Source organism: Serratia sp. PL7 (assembly GCF_945957435.1).
This window is the reverse complement of record NZ_CAMFLB010000006.1, coordinates 325,863-341,944: the sequence shown is the minus strand read 5'-3', so window position 1 is coordinate 341,944 and position 16,082 is coordinate 325,863. Positions and strand designations below refer to the sequence as shown.

15 protein-coding genes are annotated in these 16,082 nt (G+C 56.4%); 10 read left to right on the top strand and 5 right to left on the bottom strand.

Features of this window, described 5'->3' with window-relative positions:
• Window position 1: 1 nt before the first annotated feature.
• Genes N6G83_RS25820 through N6G83_RS25810 form a run of 3 tightly spaced genes read right to left on the bottom strand, consistent with a single transcriptional unit; the run spans window position 2 to window position 2,960 of the window.
• Window positions 2-1,522: a tripartite tricarboxylate transporter permease gene (locus N6G83_RS25820; RefSeq protein WP_024530649.1), complete on the bottom strand. Its 1,521-nt coding sequence runs from the start codon at window positions 1,520-1,522 to the stop codon at window positions 2-4.
• An 11-nt stretch (window positions 1,523-1,533) separates the two neighbouring features.
• Window positions 1,534-1,965: a tripartite tricarboxylate transporter TctB family protein gene (locus tag N6G83_RS25815; protein WP_024530650.1), complete on the bottom strand. Its 432-nt coding sequence runs from the start codon at window positions 1,963-1,965 to the stop codon at window positions 1,534-1,536.
• A gap of 14 nt (window positions 1,966-1,979) precedes the next feature.
• On the bottom strand, window positions 1,980-2,960 hold the full coding sequence (locus N6G83_RS25810; RefSeq protein WP_199062922.1) for a tripartite tricarboxylate transporter substrate binding protein: 981 nt from the start codon (window positions 2,958-2,960) through the stop codon (window positions 1,980-1,982).
• A gap of 123 nt (window positions 2,961-3,083) precedes the next feature.
• Here N6G83_RS25810 and tctD point away from each other — a divergent pair, with 123 nt between their 5' ends.
• Together tctD and N6G83_RS25800 are read left to right on the top strand one after the other, a co-directional pair.
• On the top strand, window positions 3,084-3,758 hold the full coding sequence (gene tctD / locus N6G83_RS25805; RefSeq protein ID WP_211136285.1) for a transcriptional regulator TctD: 675 nt from the start codon (window positions 3,084-3,086) through the stop codon (window positions 3,756-3,758).
• The gene (locus N6G83_RS25800; RefSeq protein WP_024530653.1) at window positions 3,745-5,157 is read left to right on the top strand and encodes a sensor histidine kinase; all 1,413 of its coding nucleotides are present in this window, start codon (window positions 3,745-3,747) and stop codon (window positions 5,155-5,157) included. Before tctD ends, N6G83_RS25800 begins: the two co-directional genes overlap by 14 nt.
• A gap of 784 nt (window positions 5,158-5,941) precedes the next feature.
• On the opposite strand, the gene N6G83_RS25795 is transcribed toward N6G83_RS25800, so the two are convergent.
• The gene (locus N6G83_RS25795; protein ID WP_211136431.1) at window positions 5,942-6,835 is read right to left on the bottom strand and encodes a DMT family transporter; all 894 of its coding nucleotides are present in this window, start codon (window positions 6,833-6,835) and stop codon (window positions 5,942-5,944) included.
• A 108-nt stretch (window positions 6,836-6,943) separates the two neighbouring features.
• Here N6G83_RS25795 and N6G83_RS25790 point away from each other — a divergent pair, with 108 nt between their 5' ends.
• Window positions 6,944-7,717, top strand: coding sequence for an AraC family transcriptional regulator (locus N6G83_RS25790; protein ID WP_024530655.1), 774 nt, complete (start codon window positions 6,944-6,946; stop codon window positions 7,715-7,717).
• A gap of 16 nt (window positions 7,718-7,733) precedes the next feature.
• On the opposite strand, the gene N6G83_RS25785 is transcribed toward N6G83_RS25790, so the two are convergent.
• Window positions 7,734-8,315: a common pilus major fimbrillin subunit EcpA gene (locus N6G83_RS25785; RefSeq protein ID WP_211136432.1), complete on the bottom strand. Its 582-nt coding sequence runs from the start codon at window positions 8,313-8,315 to the stop codon at window positions 7,734-7,736.
• 254 nt (window positions 8,316-8,569) lie between these two features.
• Here N6G83_RS25785 and pdxB point away from each other — a divergent pair, with 254 nt between their 5' ends.
• From pdxB to dedD, 7 genes are all read left to right on the top strand, one after another.
• Window positions 8,570-9,691 (top strand): 4-phosphoerythronate dehydrogenase PdxB, encoded by a 1,122-nt coding sequence (pdxB, locus tag N6G83_RS25780; RefSeq protein WP_024530657.1) that lies wholly within the window; start codon window positions 8,570-8,572, stop codon window positions 9,689-9,691.
• 103 nt (window positions 9,692-9,794) lie between these two features.
• The gene (locus N6G83_RS25775) at window positions 9,795-10,805 is read left to right on the top strand and encodes an aspartate-semialdehyde dehydrogenase (RefSeq protein ID WP_024485602.1); all 1,011 of its coding nucleotides are present in this window, start codon (window positions 9,795-9,797) and stop codon (window positions 10,803-10,805) included.
• Window positions 10,805-11,626 (top strand): tRNA pseudouridine(38-40) synthase TruA, encoded by an 822-nt coding sequence (gene truA, locus N6G83_RS25770; RefSeq protein ID WP_021178578.1) that lies wholly within the window; start codon window positions 10,805-10,807, stop codon window positions 11,624-11,626. The genes N6G83_RS25775 and truA overlap by 1 nt, the downstream gene beginning before the upstream one ends.
• A gap of 80 nt (window positions 11,627-11,706) precedes the next feature.
• On the top strand, window positions 11,707-12,369 hold the full coding sequence (locus N6G83_RS25765; protein ID WP_024485601.1) for a DedA family protein: 663 nt from the start codon (window positions 11,707-11,709) through the stop codon (window positions 12,367-12,369).
• Window positions 12,370-12,600: 231 nt separating this feature from the next.
• Window positions 12,601-13,509 (top strand): acetyl-CoA carboxylase, carboxyltransferase subunit beta, encoded by a 909-nt coding sequence (gene accD, locus N6G83_RS25760; protein WP_021178576.1) that lies wholly within the window; start codon window positions 12,601-12,603, stop codon window positions 13,507-13,509.
• Window positions 13,510-13,664: 155 nt separating this feature from the next.
• Window positions 13,665-14,930, top strand: a complete 1,266-nt coding sequence (gene folC / locus N6G83_RS25755) for a bifunctional tetrahydrofolate synthase/dihydrofolate synthase (RefSeq protein ID WP_065683076.1) — start codon at window positions 13,665-13,667, stop codon at window positions 14,928-14,930.
• Window positions 14,931-15,674, top strand: a complete 744-nt coding sequence (dedD, locus tag N6G83_RS25750; protein WP_098930342.1) for a cell division protein DedD — start codon at window positions 14,931-14,933, stop codon at window positions 15,672-15,674.
• The last annotated feature ends 408 nt before the right edge of the window (window positions 15,675-16,082 follow it).

The following is a 16,082-nucleotide window of genomic DNA, read 5'->3' as shown; positions in this document are numbered from 1 at the left end:
ATTACTCGACTTCCGTCGCTTTCCCAGTAATACGGCGGTGCTTGCGGAGTTTGCGCAGCAGCGGTGGTAACACCAACACCGCGACGGCCAGCACCAACAGGCATTGGGCAATGGCACTGCTCCACAGAATGTCAAAGTTCCCGTTGCTGATGGACAACGCTCGGCGCAGGTTTTGCTCCAGCATTTCCCCCAGCACAAATCCCAGGATCAGCGGCGACATCGGGAAGTGCATTTTGCGCAGGATATAGCCAAACACGCCGAGCCCCACCATTAACAGCAAATCGAAGGTCGTGCTGTGCACCGCATAGACCCCAACGGCGGAAACGGCGGCGATCGCCGGTACCAGGAACCACAGCGGCACGGTCAGCATGCGGGTGAACAGGCCAATCAACGGGATGTTCATGATCAACAGCATGACGTTGGCGATCAGCAGCGCGGCGATCAGCCCCCAAACGATATCCGGCTGTTCGGTGAACATTGCCGGGCCAGGGGTGATGTTATACAGCGTCAGTGCTCCCATCATGACCGCCGTAGTGCCTGAACCCGGTACGCCCAGGGTCAGCATCGGGATAAACGAACCGCAGGCGGAAGCGTTATTGGCAGCCTCCGGCGCGGCGACGCCACGAATATCCCCTTTACCGAATGACTCACTGTTACCGCTGATGCGCTTCTCCGTCATATAAGTAAGCGCACTGGCAATGGTCGCTCCGGCACCGGGCAGAATACCGACGAAGAAACCGACAAAGGAGGATCGCAGAGTTGGGCCAACGCACTCGGCAGCCTCTTTACGGTTAAACAGCATACGGCCGGTTTTGCGGATCAGCTTCTGGCCCGTGCTGGTGCTTTCCAGCATCAGCAAGATCTCGCTGACCGAGAACAGCCCGATCACCACCACAATAAACTGAATGCCGTCGGAGAGGTGCACGCTGTCGAAGGTGAAACGATATACGCCAGTATTGGCGTCCACCCCCACGGTGGCCAGCCCCAGACCAATCAGGGCCGCCAACAGGGATTTCAACGGGTTCTGGCTCATCATGCTGCCAAGGCAGGCAATAGCAAAGACCATCAGGGCAAAGTATTCCGCTGGGCCAAACGCCAGCGACCAGCGGGCCAGCATCGGGGCGAACAGAATAATGCCGATAATGGCGACCAGCGAGCCGGTAAAAGAGCTGACAGCGGAGATCGACAGGGCAACTCCTGCACGGCCCTGTTGGGCCATAGGGTAGCCATCCAGCGCGGTCATGATTGCGGCAGCATCCCCCGGGACGTTGAGCAGGATCGAAGAGATCCTCCCCCCGTATTCACAGCCGATATACACGGTGGCCAGCAGGATCAAGGCCGACTCGGCGGGCAGCTTCAAGGCGAAAGCCAGTGGTAAGAGGATCGCCACGCCGTTGATCGGGCCAAGGCCCGGCAGCAGCCCGACGATGGTACCCACGAAGCAGCCGATCAGGGCAATCATCAGGTTCTGAGGCAGTAGCGCCACTTCGAACCCTTGTGATAAATACATCCAGGTTTCCATTATCGCTCCCGTTAGCTCAGCCAAACGCCGAGTGGCAGTGTGACATCCAGTAAATAGTCAAAGGCGTAGAACAGAGAAACGCCCATTACGGTACCTGAAATCAACGCGGCTTTGATGCTGGCCTGGAACAGCAGGCCAATGCTGAAAGTCAGCAGAGCCGTTGCCAGTGGGAAACCGAGCCACTCGAATCCCCAGGCGTACAGCACCAGCGTGATCACCAGCACCAGCAGGCGTTGCAGCACGTTTTTATGTGGCCACTCGACTAACTGTGGCCGACGCAACAGCAGCAAGGCGGCACACAGGGCCATCAGGCTCAGGATGGCCAAAGGGAAGGGGCGTGGCCCCAAAGGTTCGTAGCTGTATTCGCTCTGGATGCCCCAACCGAGAAACAGGCCGCCGCCGCACAGCAGTAGCCACAGAGCAGCAAAAATACGATCGCTCATGCCAATCCCCCCGGTTATTTGGCCAGCCCGAACGCTTTAGCCTGTTCACGATACTGGGTAACCTGATTTTTCACGTAGGTATCCAATTCTTTGCCGGTCAGGTTGAATTCAAACAGGCCGCGTAGATCGCGCTGCTGTTTGAACTCCTCGGTTGCCGTCATGGTTTTGAAGGTGTCGATCCACCACTGATACTCGGCCTCGCTGACCTTTGGGCCAAGATAGAAACCACGGATGATCGGCCACACCAGATTGAACCCCTGCTCCTTGGCAGTAGGGACGCTTGCCAACTCTCCCGGCAGGCGCTCTTCGGCATACACCGCCAGCACACGCAGTTTGTCTCCTTTCAGGTAAGGCACCATCTCACTCAGATCTCCGGACACCGCCTGAATGTGATTACCCAGCAGCGCGGTCACCGGCTCGCCGCCCCCTTCAAACGCCACATAGCGCATCTTGTGGGGATCTACGCCAACTTCACGGGCCAGCAGGGCGGTTTTCATCCAGTCCTGGCTGCCAATGGAGGCTCCAGCACCAAATACCACGCTGTTCGGGTCTTTTTGGAAGGCTGTCATCAGGTCTTTCAGCGTCTTGTAAGGCGAATCGGCACGTACGGCGATCATGCCGTAATCGGTGCCCACTGCTGCCAGCCACTTAACATCATCCACGTTGTAGCGGCCAAACTTGCCTTGCGACAGGTTCAGCAGGGAACCGCCAGAGAACGCTACCACGGTGCCAAATTCGGCTGGCCGCTGGGCAACGATGGCGTTATAGGCAACGGCTCCCACGCCGCCGGGCATATAGGTGACGCGCATCGGCTTATCGATAGCCTTGGTTTCTTGCAAGGAGACCTGAATCAGTTTGCAGGTGAGATCGAAGCCTCCGCCGGGTTTGGCCGGGGCGATACATTCGGTGCGTTTTGGCGCTTCCACGGCGAACGCCTGGTTGGCGGCGAACAGCAGAACAGTGGCGGTAAGCGTACGGGTAATTATTGTTTTCATGACGTTTCCCTATCGGTTTTGTTTCAGTTTGTGAGAATCCCCGCTGACACGGGGTTGCCAAATTGTTAAAACATAAACCTTTCATTTACCTTTCAGCGACCGGGAAAGTTTACAGGATGTGATATGCGTCTCTTGTTAGTGGAAGATCACCCCGAGCTGGCTCATTGGTTGCAGAAAGCACTTACCGGCCTTGGGTTTGCGGTGGATGTGGCGATAGACGGCGTGGCGGCAGACCATCTGTTATTGCACGAGAGCTATGCGCTGGTGGTACTGGATGTCGCACTGCCCCGGCTCAATGGCCTGGATCTGTTGGCGCGGCTGCGTAAGCGTGGGCAGACTCTGCCAGTATTGCTATTGACGGCCCGTACCGAGGTGGCCGATCGGGTTAAAGGGCTGAATCTTGGGGCTGACGACTACCTCACCAAGCCCTTTGAACTGGATGAATTAGAGGCTCGCATTCGGGCGTTGCTGCGCCGCAGCGTTGGTGTGACGCAACAGGCGTTGCAATACGGTTTGCTGACCTATCACGACGAGGGCTATTTCTTGCTGGCAGAAAAACCCCTGTCGTTAACTCCCCGTGAGCTGGCGGTGCTGACCACCTTGATGCTTCGCCGTGGCCGTCCGGTCGCCAAGCAGCAACTGTTTGAGCAGGTGTTTACGCTCTCTGACGAGGCTAATCCCGAAAGCATCGAACTTTACGTTCATCGCGTACGTAAAAAACTCCAGGGGAGCAACGTGGCGATCGTGACGTTGCGGGGTCTGGGCTACAGCCTGGAGCTGTGCGATGAGGTGGTTTAAAGCACCGCGTTCGTTGTTCTATCAGTTGCTGCTGTTCTTTGGTTTGCCGTTGCTGGCATTGGGTGGGATCTCAATTTACACCCACTATTTCAGCGCGATGAGTGCGGCGACGCTGGCCTACGATCGTACCTTATTGGCGTCGGCCCGCACGGTGGCGGAGAGGCTGGTGGTGCGCAATCAGCGCCTGGAGGTGGATGTGCCCTATGTGGTGCTGGACAGCTTCGAGCGCAATATGAACGACCGGCTGTACTATCAGGTGATATCCCCCGAGGGGCGGAATATTTCGGGCTATAACGATTTGCCCAAGATGCCGCCCTATATTCCTCGTTCCAACCTCTATCCGGCCCTGGTACATTTTTACGATGCGCACTATCGCGGACAGCCAATCCGCGTGGCGGCGCTGTTCCAGCCGGTGAATGAGGGCGGGGTTATGGGGATGGCGACCATTCTGGTGGCGGAAACGCTGGAGTCGCGGCGCTATCTGGCACGGCAGATGTTGCTGGCGGCGCTGCTCAGCCAGGGGACAGTGGTGGTATTGACGCTCATTCTGGCTTACATCCTGTTGAAAAAGCTGCTGCAACCGTTGCGCAAGCTGTCCAGCATGATGCTGCGGCGCGAACCGGGGGAACTGACGCCTTTGCCAATGGTGTTGCCCTGGTCGGAAATGCAGCCGCTGCTGTTGGCATTCAACCGTTATATTGAGCGGTTGCGATTGATGGTGGCGCGTCAGGAACGTTTTAGTGCCGATGCCTCCCACCAGCTACGTACGCCGCTCACGGTTTTGAAAACCCAGGTAGGAGTGGCATTGGCCAGCGAACGGCCCGAGCAATGGCGTGAGAGTCTGGAAGGGATGAGCGCCACTCTGGACAGTACCGTCGCGTTGACCGATCGCCTGCTATACCTCTCGCGGCTGAAGGCGCACGAGCATCAGGCCGAGCGTAAGTTGCTGCCGGTTAATCTAGCGCAGGTGTTACGTGACGCCTGTTTTTCGCGGCTGCCGCAGGCCCGCAGCAAGCAGATCGATCTTGGCTACGAAGGAGCGGGAGTGTGTTGGGTGGGCGGTGAGGCGTTGCTGTTGGCGGAGCTTTGCGCCAACCTGTTGGATAACGCACTGAAATACACGCCAGCCAAGGGGATTGTGACCGCCCGTTTATTGATGGTGGATGGGCAGGGACTGTTAGAGATAGAAGACAGCGGGCCAGGCATTGCTCAGGATCAGACGGTCGCTGCGCTGCAACCGTTTCGTCGTTTGGATAACGTAGGCGATCAGCCTGGGGCTGGGTTGGGACTGGCATTGGTTAAAGATATTACCGCTTATCACGGCACCCGCCCGGAACTGCTGAGTTCTGACGCGCTAGGCGGTCTGTTGGTACGGATACGCTTTAAGCTGTTGGGGTGAAAGGGGGCGTATTTCCCCCTCACCCCAACCCTCTCCCACAGGGAGAGGGAGCTGTTAGCCCTTACTCTGTTGAGAGAAAGAAGATCATCTCAGTAAAATTTGAGCGCCTCTCCATCCCAGATGAGTCAACTAATGCTCATGATTGATCACAGCACTTTCAAGCGAACTCGATCGGTCCTCCTGTGGGAGAGGGAGCTGTTAGCCCTTACTCTGTTGGGAGAAAGAAGATCATCTCAGCAAAATTTGAGCGCCTCTCCATCCCAGATGAGTCAACCAATGCTCATGATTGATCACAGCACTTTCAAGCGAACTCGATCGGTCCTCCTGTGGGAGAGGGAGCTGTTTGCCCTTACTCTGTTGGGAGAAAGAAGATCATCTCAGCAAAATTTGAGCGCCTCTCCATCCCAGATGAGTCAACTAATGCTCATGATTGATCACTGCACTTTTCAAGCGAACTCGATCGGTCCTCCTGTGGGAGAGGGAGCTGTTAGCCCATACTCTGTTGGGAGAAAGAAGATCATCTCAGCAAAATTTGAGCGCCTCTCCATCCCAGATGAGTCAACTAATACTCATGATTGATCACAGCACTTTCAAGCGAACTCGATCGGTCCTCCTGTGGGAGAGGGAGCTGTTAGCCCATACTCTGTTGGGAGAAAGAAGATCATCTCAGCAAAATTTGAGCGCCTCTCCATCCCAGATGAGTCAACTAGTACTCATGATTGATCACAGCACTTTCAAGCGAACTCGATCGGTCCCCCAGTGGGTTAGGGTGAGGGGCCAGTGATTACGGTGTTACGGTGCTTTTTCTGCGCCCTAATGGCGTGCGCAGGCGCTGTGACAAGATCACCCCCAGCAGAGCGACACCGCCACCAATCAGATGGTAGCTATGCAACTGTTCATGCAGGAACAGAACCGCAATTATCGCGGTGAACACCGGTGCCAGGTTCATAAAGATCGACGCCTTGTTAGCTCCCAGGCGCATCACCCCTTGGATCCACAGGAACGGCGCGGCAATCGAAGCAGGGATACCGGCAAACAGCACCAGTGGGATGTTCTGGCTGGTAAGCTGTACATCCTGTGCCATCAGGAAGTTCGGCAACAGCAGTACCACGCCAAACACGATCTGCGCATACAACGACTGCCAGTTGGGCAACGGGATCGCCCAACGTTTGGTCAACACGCCGTACAGGGCGTAGGAGGCCGAAGCGGCGAACATCATCAGCTCGCCTTTGCCGATGCCATGTTGCAGCAGCAGCCCCGGTTGCCCCGCGCTAACCAGCCACACCAGCCCGCCCAGCGACAGGATGCTGCCCAGTGCGATACCCACGGTGGGGGCAACGCGCAGGACAAAGATGCCAATTAACACCGTCAACAGCGGGATCAGGGAGTTGAGGATGCCCATAAACAGCGCGCTGACGCTATGTGCGGCGTAATAGGCCAGGCTTTGATAGAGCACCATCCCCAGCAGGCCTAGGATCATTAGTTTCCACCAGTTGGCGCGAATGGCTGGCCAATTGCGGATCGCTCCTGGTAGTACGAAAGGGGTGAGCACGATCAGCGCCAATGCCCAGCGATAGAAGGAGATGGCTGCCGGATCGATGGCGGTTGCCGATACTTTACTGACTACGGCGTTAATCGACCAGATCAGCACTGCCAACAGGGGAAAGAACACGTTCATGATAATAATTCTCAACAACGAATAACATGCTGGCTAGTCTACCCGTGTCCGGTTTATTATATATAGTCAAAATCAGACAGCATTTCGCGAAATCAAGACAACTTCACCATGGCCGAAACCCGTAATTATCCCACCGCAGACGTCGCTGCTCCGCGCACGCTGTTTTTCCGCTGCGAAGAAACCAATGCAGATACTGAATATCTGCCGCACAGCCACGACTGGGGGCAGCTGATTTGCGTCAAAACCGGGGTGATCGCGCTGAATATTGCCGGGCAGCGTTTTTTGGCCCCGCCGGAGTTTGCCGTCTGGTTACCGCCGGGAATGGAGCATTCCAGCCATAACCGCAAACCGGTGCTGTTCCGCACCATCAATATCGCCAAATCCTTATGCGTCGGGTTGCCAGAAGAGGCCTGTTTGATCAACGTCTCGCCGGTGTTCAGCGCTATTGTTGAAGATTGCCTGGGGCGCAAAATGCTGGAGCCCACTAGCGAAGAGGATCTGCGTCTTTGTCGGGTGCTGATCGACCAACTGCGGATTTCACCGGTTCAACAGACCTATCTGCCGACCTCACAAGACAAGTTTTTGGGGCCAGTGTTACAGGCTCTGGAGCGTTGCCCTGCGGACAACACCTCATTAGCAGTCTGGGCCAGCAAGGTGTATACCACTGAACGGACGCTTTCGCGCCGTTGCCAGCAGGAGCTGGGCATGTCGTTTAGCGAGTGGCGGCAGCGCCTGCGTTTTTTACATGCGCTTTCACTGCTCGAACAGGGGAAAACCGTGCAGGATGTGGCGCTCGATGTGGGCTACAGCTCGGCTTCCGCGTTTATTGTGATGTTCCAGCAGATCGCCGGCACCACGCCAGAACGTTTCCGCCGGGCATGACAATCCCAACACGACATCAACTGGCCCAGGTTACGTCGAACCGAACGTTTACATCACCACTCCAGGTCCCTGCCGGCAAGGTGCTGAAGTCGGTCACTGGGGTCGTGCCATCAGCCGTCGCACCGATGATAGTGAAATCGAAGTGGTCTTGCGCACCCTGGCGGCCAAGCTGCTTGTCGGCGTTGGCAAGTTTACTCAGGTTACCGCCTGACATACCGGCAGAAGTATCAATCAGGGTGGTTTGAGCGGTTTTTGTTATCGCAGCGCCGTGGTGTTTAACCCCCACTTCCAGGGTAGAGCCGGAGGTGCCCAACTGAGTCAGGGTATTGGAAACCAGTTTGGCGGTCAGTTTAATCGCGGTGCCTTCGCCTTCGAGAGCCACGTCGAACACGCCTTGCTGGCTGTTGAAGCGCTTGACGCCTTCAGCATATTGGAAATACAGGCTGCCAATGGGCGTAACGACCAATTGGCTGGCGGAGTCTTTCACCGCTATCGCAGGCCAGGTGGCCAATGCTTGTGAAGTCACGTTTTCAGCCTGAGCGGTACCAACGGCTGTGAGTGTTGCCACGATCGCCAGAACAAGTGTCGCTTTTTTCATGGTTAACGCCCTTGATTTTCGATTTGTTTCTGCCCGTTAGCCGGTCGCTAACGCGAAGGTTCGCCTCCTTGCGTGATAATTATCGGAAAAAACTCAATAAAGCTTAGAAGAAAATCATCGTTATTTCACCGGGCATAACAAGCTTGGGTTTCCAAGCCATTCGGTGGCACACTATTTTGTAGCTACTGCTTACCTATGCCCTATGAATTTCAAGCTGTAGCTTGAAAGGCACGGGTAGATCTTTGGAGAGTGACGTGAAGATACTGGTTGATGAAAATATGCCCTACGCGGTGGATTTGTTTAGCCGCTTGGGGGAAGTGCAGGCCGTGCCTGGCCGCCCGATCCCAACCGATGCGCTGGCCGGAGCCGACGCCTTGATGGTGCGCTCGGTGACCAAAGTGAATCAGGAGCTGTTGGCTGGCACCAAGATCGGTTTTGTTGGCACCGCGACGGCGGGGACCGACCATGTGGATGAGGCGTGGTTGCAGCAGGCAGGAATTGGTTTCTCGGCCGCGCCTGGTTGTAATGCCATTGCGGTGGTGGAGTATGTGCTTTCGTCATTAATGCTGTTGGCGGAGCGCGATGGTTTCTCTTTGCGTGATAAAACCGTTGGGATCGTGGGGGTGGGTAACGTTGGCTCTCGGCTGGACGCTCGTCTGAAAGCCTTGGGCGTGCGTACGCTGCTGTGCGATCCACCGCGCGCCGATCGTGGAGACAGCGGCGAATTCTGGCCGTTGGAAAAGCTGGTGGCAGAGGCCGACGTGCTGACGTTCCATACTCCGTTGAACAAGACTGGCCCGTATAAATCGTTGCATCTGGCCAACGCGGATCTGCTGGATGCCTTGCCCGACGATCGCATTCTGATCAACGCCTGCCGGGGTGCCGTGGTACATAACGCCGCGTTGCTTAACGTGTTGGAGCGGGGTAAGCGATTGAGTACGGTACTGGACGTGTGGGAGCCGGAGCCGGATCTCAGCGTGCCGTTGTTGGATCTCGTGGATATCGGCACCGCCCATATCGCCGGTTACACGCTGGAAGGTAAAGCACGCGGCACCACACAGGTGTTTGAAGCCTTTGCTCAGCATCTTGGGCAGCCGCAATCTATTGAGCTGGCCTCGCTGCTGCCGGTGCCAGAGTTCAGCGAAATCCGTCTCAATGGGCCGCTGGACGAAGGCAAGTTAAAACGATTGATGCACTTGGTGTATGATGTGCGCCGCGATGATGCGCCGCTGCGGCAAGTTGCCGGGCTGCCGGGTGAGTTCGATCGACTACGCAAGCATTATCAGGAACGCCGAGAGTGGTCTTCACTGCGGGTGCAGTGTGATGACAGTGCGAGTGCAGAACTACTGCACAAACTGGGCTTCGGCGTTCTGTAACAGGGCGAGCATAAGGTTGCCTTAAGGCAATTGGCGGTAAAGTTTATCGGGCGGTGAGTGCATCGCCCGTTTGCATTTGAATCAAATACTCTGGAGAAACCCAATGTCTGACGGCTGGAATATCGCTGTGCTCGGTGCCACTGGCGCAGTAGGTGAAGCGTTGCTGGAATTGCTACAGGAACGCCAGTTCCCGGTGGGTGAACTCTTTCCTTTAGCCAGCGAGCGCAGTGCTGGTGCGACGGTGCGTTTCAACGGCAAATCCTTGCTGGTGGAAAATGTAGAAGAATTCGACTGGTCGCAGGCGCAACTGGCGTTCTTTGTTGCCGGTAGCGAAGCTGCGGCCCGTTACGCCGATGATGCGGGCAACATGGGCTGCCTGGTGATCGACACCAGCGGCCATTTTGCCCTGGAGCCGGACGTGCCGTTGGTGGTGCCTGGCGTTAACCCGCAGGTGCTGGCGGATTATCGCAACCGCAATATCGTGGCAGTGGCCGACAGCATGGTGAGCCAGCTGTTGACGGCGATTAAGCCGCTGACCGAACAGGCCGGGCTTTCCCGCTTGCACGTCACTACGTTGATGTCGGTTTCGGCTCGCGGCAAGGTCGCGGTGGACGATCTGGCAGGCCAGAGTGCGCGTCTGCTGAACGGCATCCCCGCAGAGCCGGGCGTGTTCGCCAAGCAGTTGGCGTTTAACCTGCTGCCATTGATGACCGATGAGCAGGGCAGCGTGCGTGAAGAGCGTCTGATCGTCGATCAGGTGCGTAAAGTGTTGCAGGATGAAGGGCTGCCGATTTCGGTGAGCTGCGTTCAGTCGCCGGTGTTCTACGGCCACGCACAAGTGGTACATCTGGAAGCGCTGCGCCCAATCGCGGCAGAAGAAGCTCGCCACGAGCTGGAGCAAGCTGAAGATATCCAACTGAGCGAAGAAGACGATTATCCAACTCAGGTTACCGAAGCTTCCGGCAGCGATATGCTGAGTATTGGCTGTCTGCGCAATGATTATGGTATCCCCGAGATGCTGCAGTTCTGGTCGGTGGCCGATAACGTGCGCTTTGGCGGCGCGTTGATGGCGATCGAAACCGCTGAACGGCTGTTGCAGGAGCAGATGTACTGATGTCCGAGGTGGAGTTGCCAACCCAGCCAATGCTGAAAATTGCGCTGGGGATCGAGTATGACGGCAGCCGTTATTACGGTTGGCAGCGTCAGCAAGAGGTTACCAGCGTCCAGGCTTGCCTGGAAAAAGCGTTAAGCAAGGTGGCGGATGCGCCGATCGGCGTATTCTGCGCCGGGCGAACCGATGCCGGAGTGCATGCCACTGGGCAGGTGGTGCATTTCGAAACCGCCGCACAGCGCAAAGACGCCGCCTGGACGATGGGGGTGAACAGCCATTTGCCACCGGATATCGCGGTACGCTGGGTGAAAGAGGTCAGCAGCGATTTTCATGCTCGCTTCAGCGCTACCGCGCGGCGTTATCGCTACATTATTTATAATCACCGCTATCGCCCGGCGGTCTTGCAGCAGGGGGTGACGCACTTTTATCATCCGCTGGACGCCGATCGCATGCATCGTGCCGCACAGGCCCTGCTGGGGGAAAACGATTTTACCTCCTTCCGGGCGGTGCAATGCCAGTCACGCACGCCGTGGCGAAACGTAAAACACGTTAAGGTTTCGCGCTATGGCGAATATATCGTGGTAGATATAAAGGCCAACGCCTTTGTCCATCATATGGTGCGCAACATTGTTGGCAGCCTGATGGAGATTGGCTGTGGCAATCAGGATGAGAACTGGATGGGCGAACTGTTGGCGCTCAAAGATCGCAGCCTGGCGGCCGCTACCGCACGGGCCGAAGGACTGTACCTGGTTGCGGTTGATTATCCCGAGTCGTTTGCCTTACCCCGGCCGCCGATGGGGCCGCTGTTTTTAGCCGACGATTAACTGGCAGGCTGGCAGATTAATACGTTATTTACTGGTGCCAACGCCGGGTGAGAGAGACACCTGGTCAATTGAGAGAGTTTATGGACATCATCAAGTTTCTGATTGATTTTATTTTGCATATTGATGTGCACCTGGCAGAACTGGTCGCGCAATACGGTATGTGGGTTTACGGTATTCTGTTCCTGATCCTGTTTTGTGAAACCGGGCTGGTGGTTACGCCGTTCCTGCCGGGGGATTCTCTGCTGTTTGTCGCTGGTGCGCTGGCCGCGTTACCTTCGAACGATCTCAACGTGCATACCATGGTGGCATTGATGGTGATTGCAGCGGTGATTGGCGATGCCGTCAACTACACTATTGGTCGGCTGTTCGGCGAAAAGCTGTTCAGCAACCCGAACTCGAAAATTTTCCGTCGTAGCTATCTGGACAAAACCCACCAGTTCTACGAGAAACACGGCGGGAAAACCATTATTCTGGCGCGATTTGTGCCGATCGTGCGCACTTTTGCGCCGTTCGTGGCCGGTATGGGGCATATGTCCTATCGCCACTTTGCTGCCTATAACGTGATTGGTGCGCTACTTTGGGTGCTGCTGTTCACTTATGCTGGCTACCTGTTTGGCGACTTGCCGATCGTGCAGGAAAACTTGAAGTTGTTGATTGTTGGCATCATCCTGGTTTCAATTCTGCCGGGCATTATTGAAATCTGGCGCCATAAACGTGCGGCTGCCCGCCAACAAAAACAGTAAAAACACCGCTTAACCTGTCGGTTCGACCAGTTTTTTGTCCACACAATCGGGCCGATATGGTTTAATGAGCGACATTTATGGTCTGTTCCCGCGAACGACCCTGAAGCCAATGCCTTGGTAGCGCACCTGTTGCGCTGAGCTCGGCATTTTTGCATTGGGTGTGTTCCGGGAGGATTGTTAAGGCATGAACAGCGGACTAGGGTCTGCCAGGTTCAAACAGAAAGGTCATCGATGAGCTGGATTGAACGAATTCTCAACAAAAGCAATGTTACGCAAACCCGTAAGGTGAGCATTCCTGAAGGGGTCTGGACCAAATGCGATAGCTGTGGTCAGGTTCTTTACCGTGCCGAACTGGAGCGTAACCTTGAGGTCTGCCCCAAGTGCGACCACCACATGCGCATGTCAGCCCGTATGCGTCTGCATACCTTGCTGGATGAAGGCAGTGAAGTGGAACTGGGCAGCGAACTGGAGCCGAAAGACGTTCTGAAGTTCAAGGATTCCAAAAAGTACAAAGATCGTCTGGTTGCCGCACAGAAAGCAACCGGTGAGAAAGACGCGCTGGTGGTGATGAAGGGCACGCTGTATGGCATGCCGATCGTCGCGGCCTCCTTCGAATTCGCCTTTATCGGTGGTTCGATGTCTTCCGTGGTCGGTGCGCGCTTTGTGCGTGCGGTTGAGCAGGCGTTGGAAGATAACTGCCCGCTGGTGTGCTTCTCTGCCAGTGGCGGTGCGCGTATGCAGGAAGCGCTGATGTCGCTGATGCAGATGGCGAAAACCAGCGCCGCGTTGGCCAAGCTGCAAGAGCGTGGCCTGCCGTATATTTCGGTACTGACCGATCCAACCATGGGTGGCGTATCCGCCAGCTTGGCGATGCTGGGCGATATCAACATTGCCGAGCCAAAAGCGCTGATCGGCTTTGCCGGGCCACGGGTTATCGAACAAACCGTACGTGAAAAACTGCCGCCGGGCTTCCAGCGCAGCGAGTTCCTGATTGAAAAGGGCGCCATCGACATGATCGTGCGCCGCCCGGTGATGCGTCAGACCCTGGCCAGCATTCTTTCCAAGCTGACTAATCAGCCGCAGCCGCATTTCGATGAGGCGGCGCCGGTCATCGCTCAGGAAAATCAGGCCGACGCCTGAGGAGCAGACAAAGACCCGGTATAGGTGCAAGCCTGCGCCGGGTTCCGCCGCCATTTTGTGGCTAAGTTGCGGCGGGAAACGAAGAGCATCGCTTTTGACGTCGTCAGGGCGATGCGTCTTACGGATTTATGAACCCAAAGTCAGTGATGGGACTCATGCAAAACCACCAAATTCCCCAAGCCACGTCGCCATTGAGCTCGTGGCTTTACTATCTGGAACGTCTGCATAGCCAGGCGATCGAACTCGGCCTGGAGCGTGTGCAACACGTTGCGGCGCACCTCGACCTTCTCACTCCTGCTCCTACCGTATTTACCGTTGCCGGTACTAACGGCAAAGGCACCACCTGCCGCACGTTAGAGGCCATTTTGCTGGCTGCCGGGCTGCGGGTCGGGGTTTACAGTTCACCGCATCTGGTGCGTTATACTGAACGGGTGCGCATACAGGGTGAAGAACTGAGTGAGGCTGAACACAGCCGCTCTTTTGCCGCGATTGAAGCTGGCAGGGGGGAAACCTCGCTGACCTATTTCGAATTTGGCACCCTTTCGGCGCTACAGCTGTTTAAGCAGGCCAGGCTCGACGTAGTGATCCTGGAAGTAGGCCTGGGTGGGCGTCTGGACGCGACCAATATCGTTGAGCCAAGCGTCGCCGTGGTGACCAGCATTGCGTTGGATCACACCGACTGGCTAGGCCACGATCGTGAAAGCATCGGCCGCGAGAAGGCGGGGATATTCCGTGGCGGCAAGCCCGCCGTGGTCGGTGAGCCGGATATGCCACATAGCATCCAGCAGGTAGCGGAAGATCTCAACGCTCAACTGTACCGCCGTGATGAAGCCTGGTCGTTCAGCGAACAGGGCGAACGCTGGCAATGGGAAGGGGGCGGCACACGCCTGACCGATCTCCCTATGCCTAACGTCCCCTTGGCGAACGCGGCGACGGCATTGGCTGCGCTGCACTATTCGGCGCTGGAAATCGACGAGAAGGCGATTTTTGCGGGTTTACAGCAGGCCGCTTTGCCAGGGCGTTTTCAGACCGTGCAGCAGAACCCGCAGTTGATCCTGGACGTTGCCCACAACCCTCATGCTGCGGCCTATCTGGCTGGGCGACTGGCGAAACTTCCCCGCAATGGCGGCGTAGTACGCGCGGTGGTGGGGATGCTGTCGGACAAGGATATTGCCGGTACGCTGGCCTGCCTGAGCGAGCAGGTGGACGAGTGGTATTGTGCGCCGCTGGAAGGCCCGCGCGGAGCCAGCGTTGAGCTGCTGGCACAGTATTTAACGGAACCACGCAAGTTTGCCGATGTCGAAACTGCCTGGCGTCAGGCTATGCAGGACGCGGATATTCAGGATATTGTGATCGTCTGTGGGTCTTTCCACACTGTTGCCCACGTGATGGCGGCGTTAGACGAGAGGCGGGGAGTGTGAGTGGCAAGTAAATTTCAGAATCGACTGGTTGGAACCGTGATTTTGGTTGCCCTGGGGGTGATTGTCCTGCCGGGGTTGCTTGACGGCAAAAAGAAGCATTATGAGGATGAGTTTGCGGCGATCCCGTTGGTGCCCAAACCGGGGGATGCTCATGAAATCGACGTGATCCCACCGGCCAATCAGGCGCTACCTTCGGTTCCACCGGAGGGGGCTGGTGCTTTGGTTGAGCAGCAGCAGGCCGCCGCCGAGGCTTCCGCCCAGCAGGCGGCTAATCAAACGACTCAACCGCAACAGCCTGCGGTTGTTGCTCCGCCACCTATCGAAACCAAACCGGTTCAGCCAACGAAACCTAAGCCTGTGGAATCTAAACCGGTAGAGGTGAAGCCAGTGGAAGTGAAACCTAAGCCGGTGCCAACACCGCCAAAGGTAGAGCCAAAACCGGAAGTGAAACCAGAGCCGAAGCCTGAAACCAAACCTGCGGTTGAAGAAAAGGCACCGGCTGGTCAGGCATATGTGGTGCAGTTGGGGGCGTTGAAGAATGCTGCCAAGGTCAATGAGATCGTCGCTTCGCTGCGCCTGTCTGGGCACCGGGCTTATACCGTGCCCTCCACGCCGGTGCAGGGGGAAATCACCCGCATCTACGTTGGCCCAGATGCCTCGAAGCAAAAACTGCAGGCTTCGCTGGCGGAGCTGAATGGGATCAGTGGGTTAAGCGGGCAGGTGAAGGCGTATAGCGCGCGTTGATATACCCGTCGTCTTTCAAGCTGCAGCGTTGTTACCTGCGCTATCTCACCCCAGTCACTTACTAAAGTAAGCTCCTGGGGATGAGATAGCTTGTCGCCTAGCTGCAACTCGAAATCCATAGGGTATAAGCCAGTAGTTTTTCCTATGCTCTTGTTAAATATCAAGAGGGAACTGAGTAGTGTCACAGCGGCTAACAGCGACTCGGACGATCCCCTCTCCCTGTGGGAGAGGGTTAGGGTGAGGGGCCACTGTGCTCAAGGAGGAGGATTGCCAAATCACCACTAAAAATGTGCCTTTCACAGGCCTGATGACCTAAGTAGGCGCGGCGATTAGCAATTTTAATACCCGTCGTCTTTCAAGCTGCAGCGTTGTTACCTGCGCTATCTCACCCCAGTCACTTACTAAACG

Excerpts from the sequence above, each read along its gene's own strand:
- N6G83_RS25820 (WP_024530649.1), bottom strand. The coding sequence starts at position 1,522 with ATGGAAACCTGGATGTATTTATCACAAGGGTTCGAAGTGGCGCTACTG.
- N6G83_RS25815 (WP_024530650.1), bottom strand. The coding sequence starts at position 1,965 with ATGAGCGATCGTATTTTTGCTGCTCTGTGGCTACTGCTGTGCGGCGGC.
- N6G83_RS25810 (WP_199062922.1), bottom strand. The coding sequence starts at position 2,960 with ATGAAAACAATAATTACCCGTACGCTTACCGCCACTGTTCTGCTGTTC.
- tctD (WP_211136285.1), top strand. The coding sequence starts at position 3,084 with ATGCGTCTCTTGTTAGTGGAAGATCACCCCGAGCTGGCTCATTGGTTG.
- N6G83_RS25800 (WP_024530653.1), top strand. The coding sequence starts at position 3,745 with ATGAGGTGGTTTAAAGCACCGCGTTCGTTGTTCTATCAGTTGCTGCTG.
- N6G83_RS25795 (WP_211136431.1), bottom strand. The coding sequence starts at position 6,835 with ATGAACGTGTTCTTTCCCCTGTTGGCAGTGCTGATCTGGTCGATTAAC.
- N6G83_RS25790 (WP_024530655.1), top strand. The coding sequence starts at position 6,944 with ATGGCCGAAACCCGTAATTATCCCACCGCAGACGTCGCTGCTCCGCGC.
- N6G83_RS25785 (WP_211136432.1), bottom strand. The coding sequence starts at position 8,315 with ATGAAAAAAGCGACACTTGTTCTGGCGATCGTGGCAACACTCACAGCC.
- N6G83_RS25775 (WP_024485602.1), top strand. The coding sequence starts at position 9,795 with ATGTCTGACGGCTGGAATATCGCTGTGCTCGGTGCCACTGGCGCAGTA.
- truA (WP_021178578.1), top strand. The coding sequence starts at position 10,805 with ATGTCCGAGGTGGAGTTGCCAACCCAGCCAATGCTGAAAATTGCGCTG.
- N6G83_RS25765 (WP_024485601.1), top strand. The coding sequence starts at position 11,707 with ATGGACATCATCAAGTTTCTGATTGATTTTATTTTGCATATTGATGTG.
- accD (WP_021178576.1), top strand. The coding sequence starts at position 12,601 with ATGAGCTGGATTGAACGAATTCTCAACAAAAGCAATGTTACGCAAACC.
- folC (WP_065683076.1), top strand. The coding sequence starts at position 13,665 with ATGCAAAACCACCAAATTCCCCAAGCCACGTCGCCATTGAGCTCGTGG.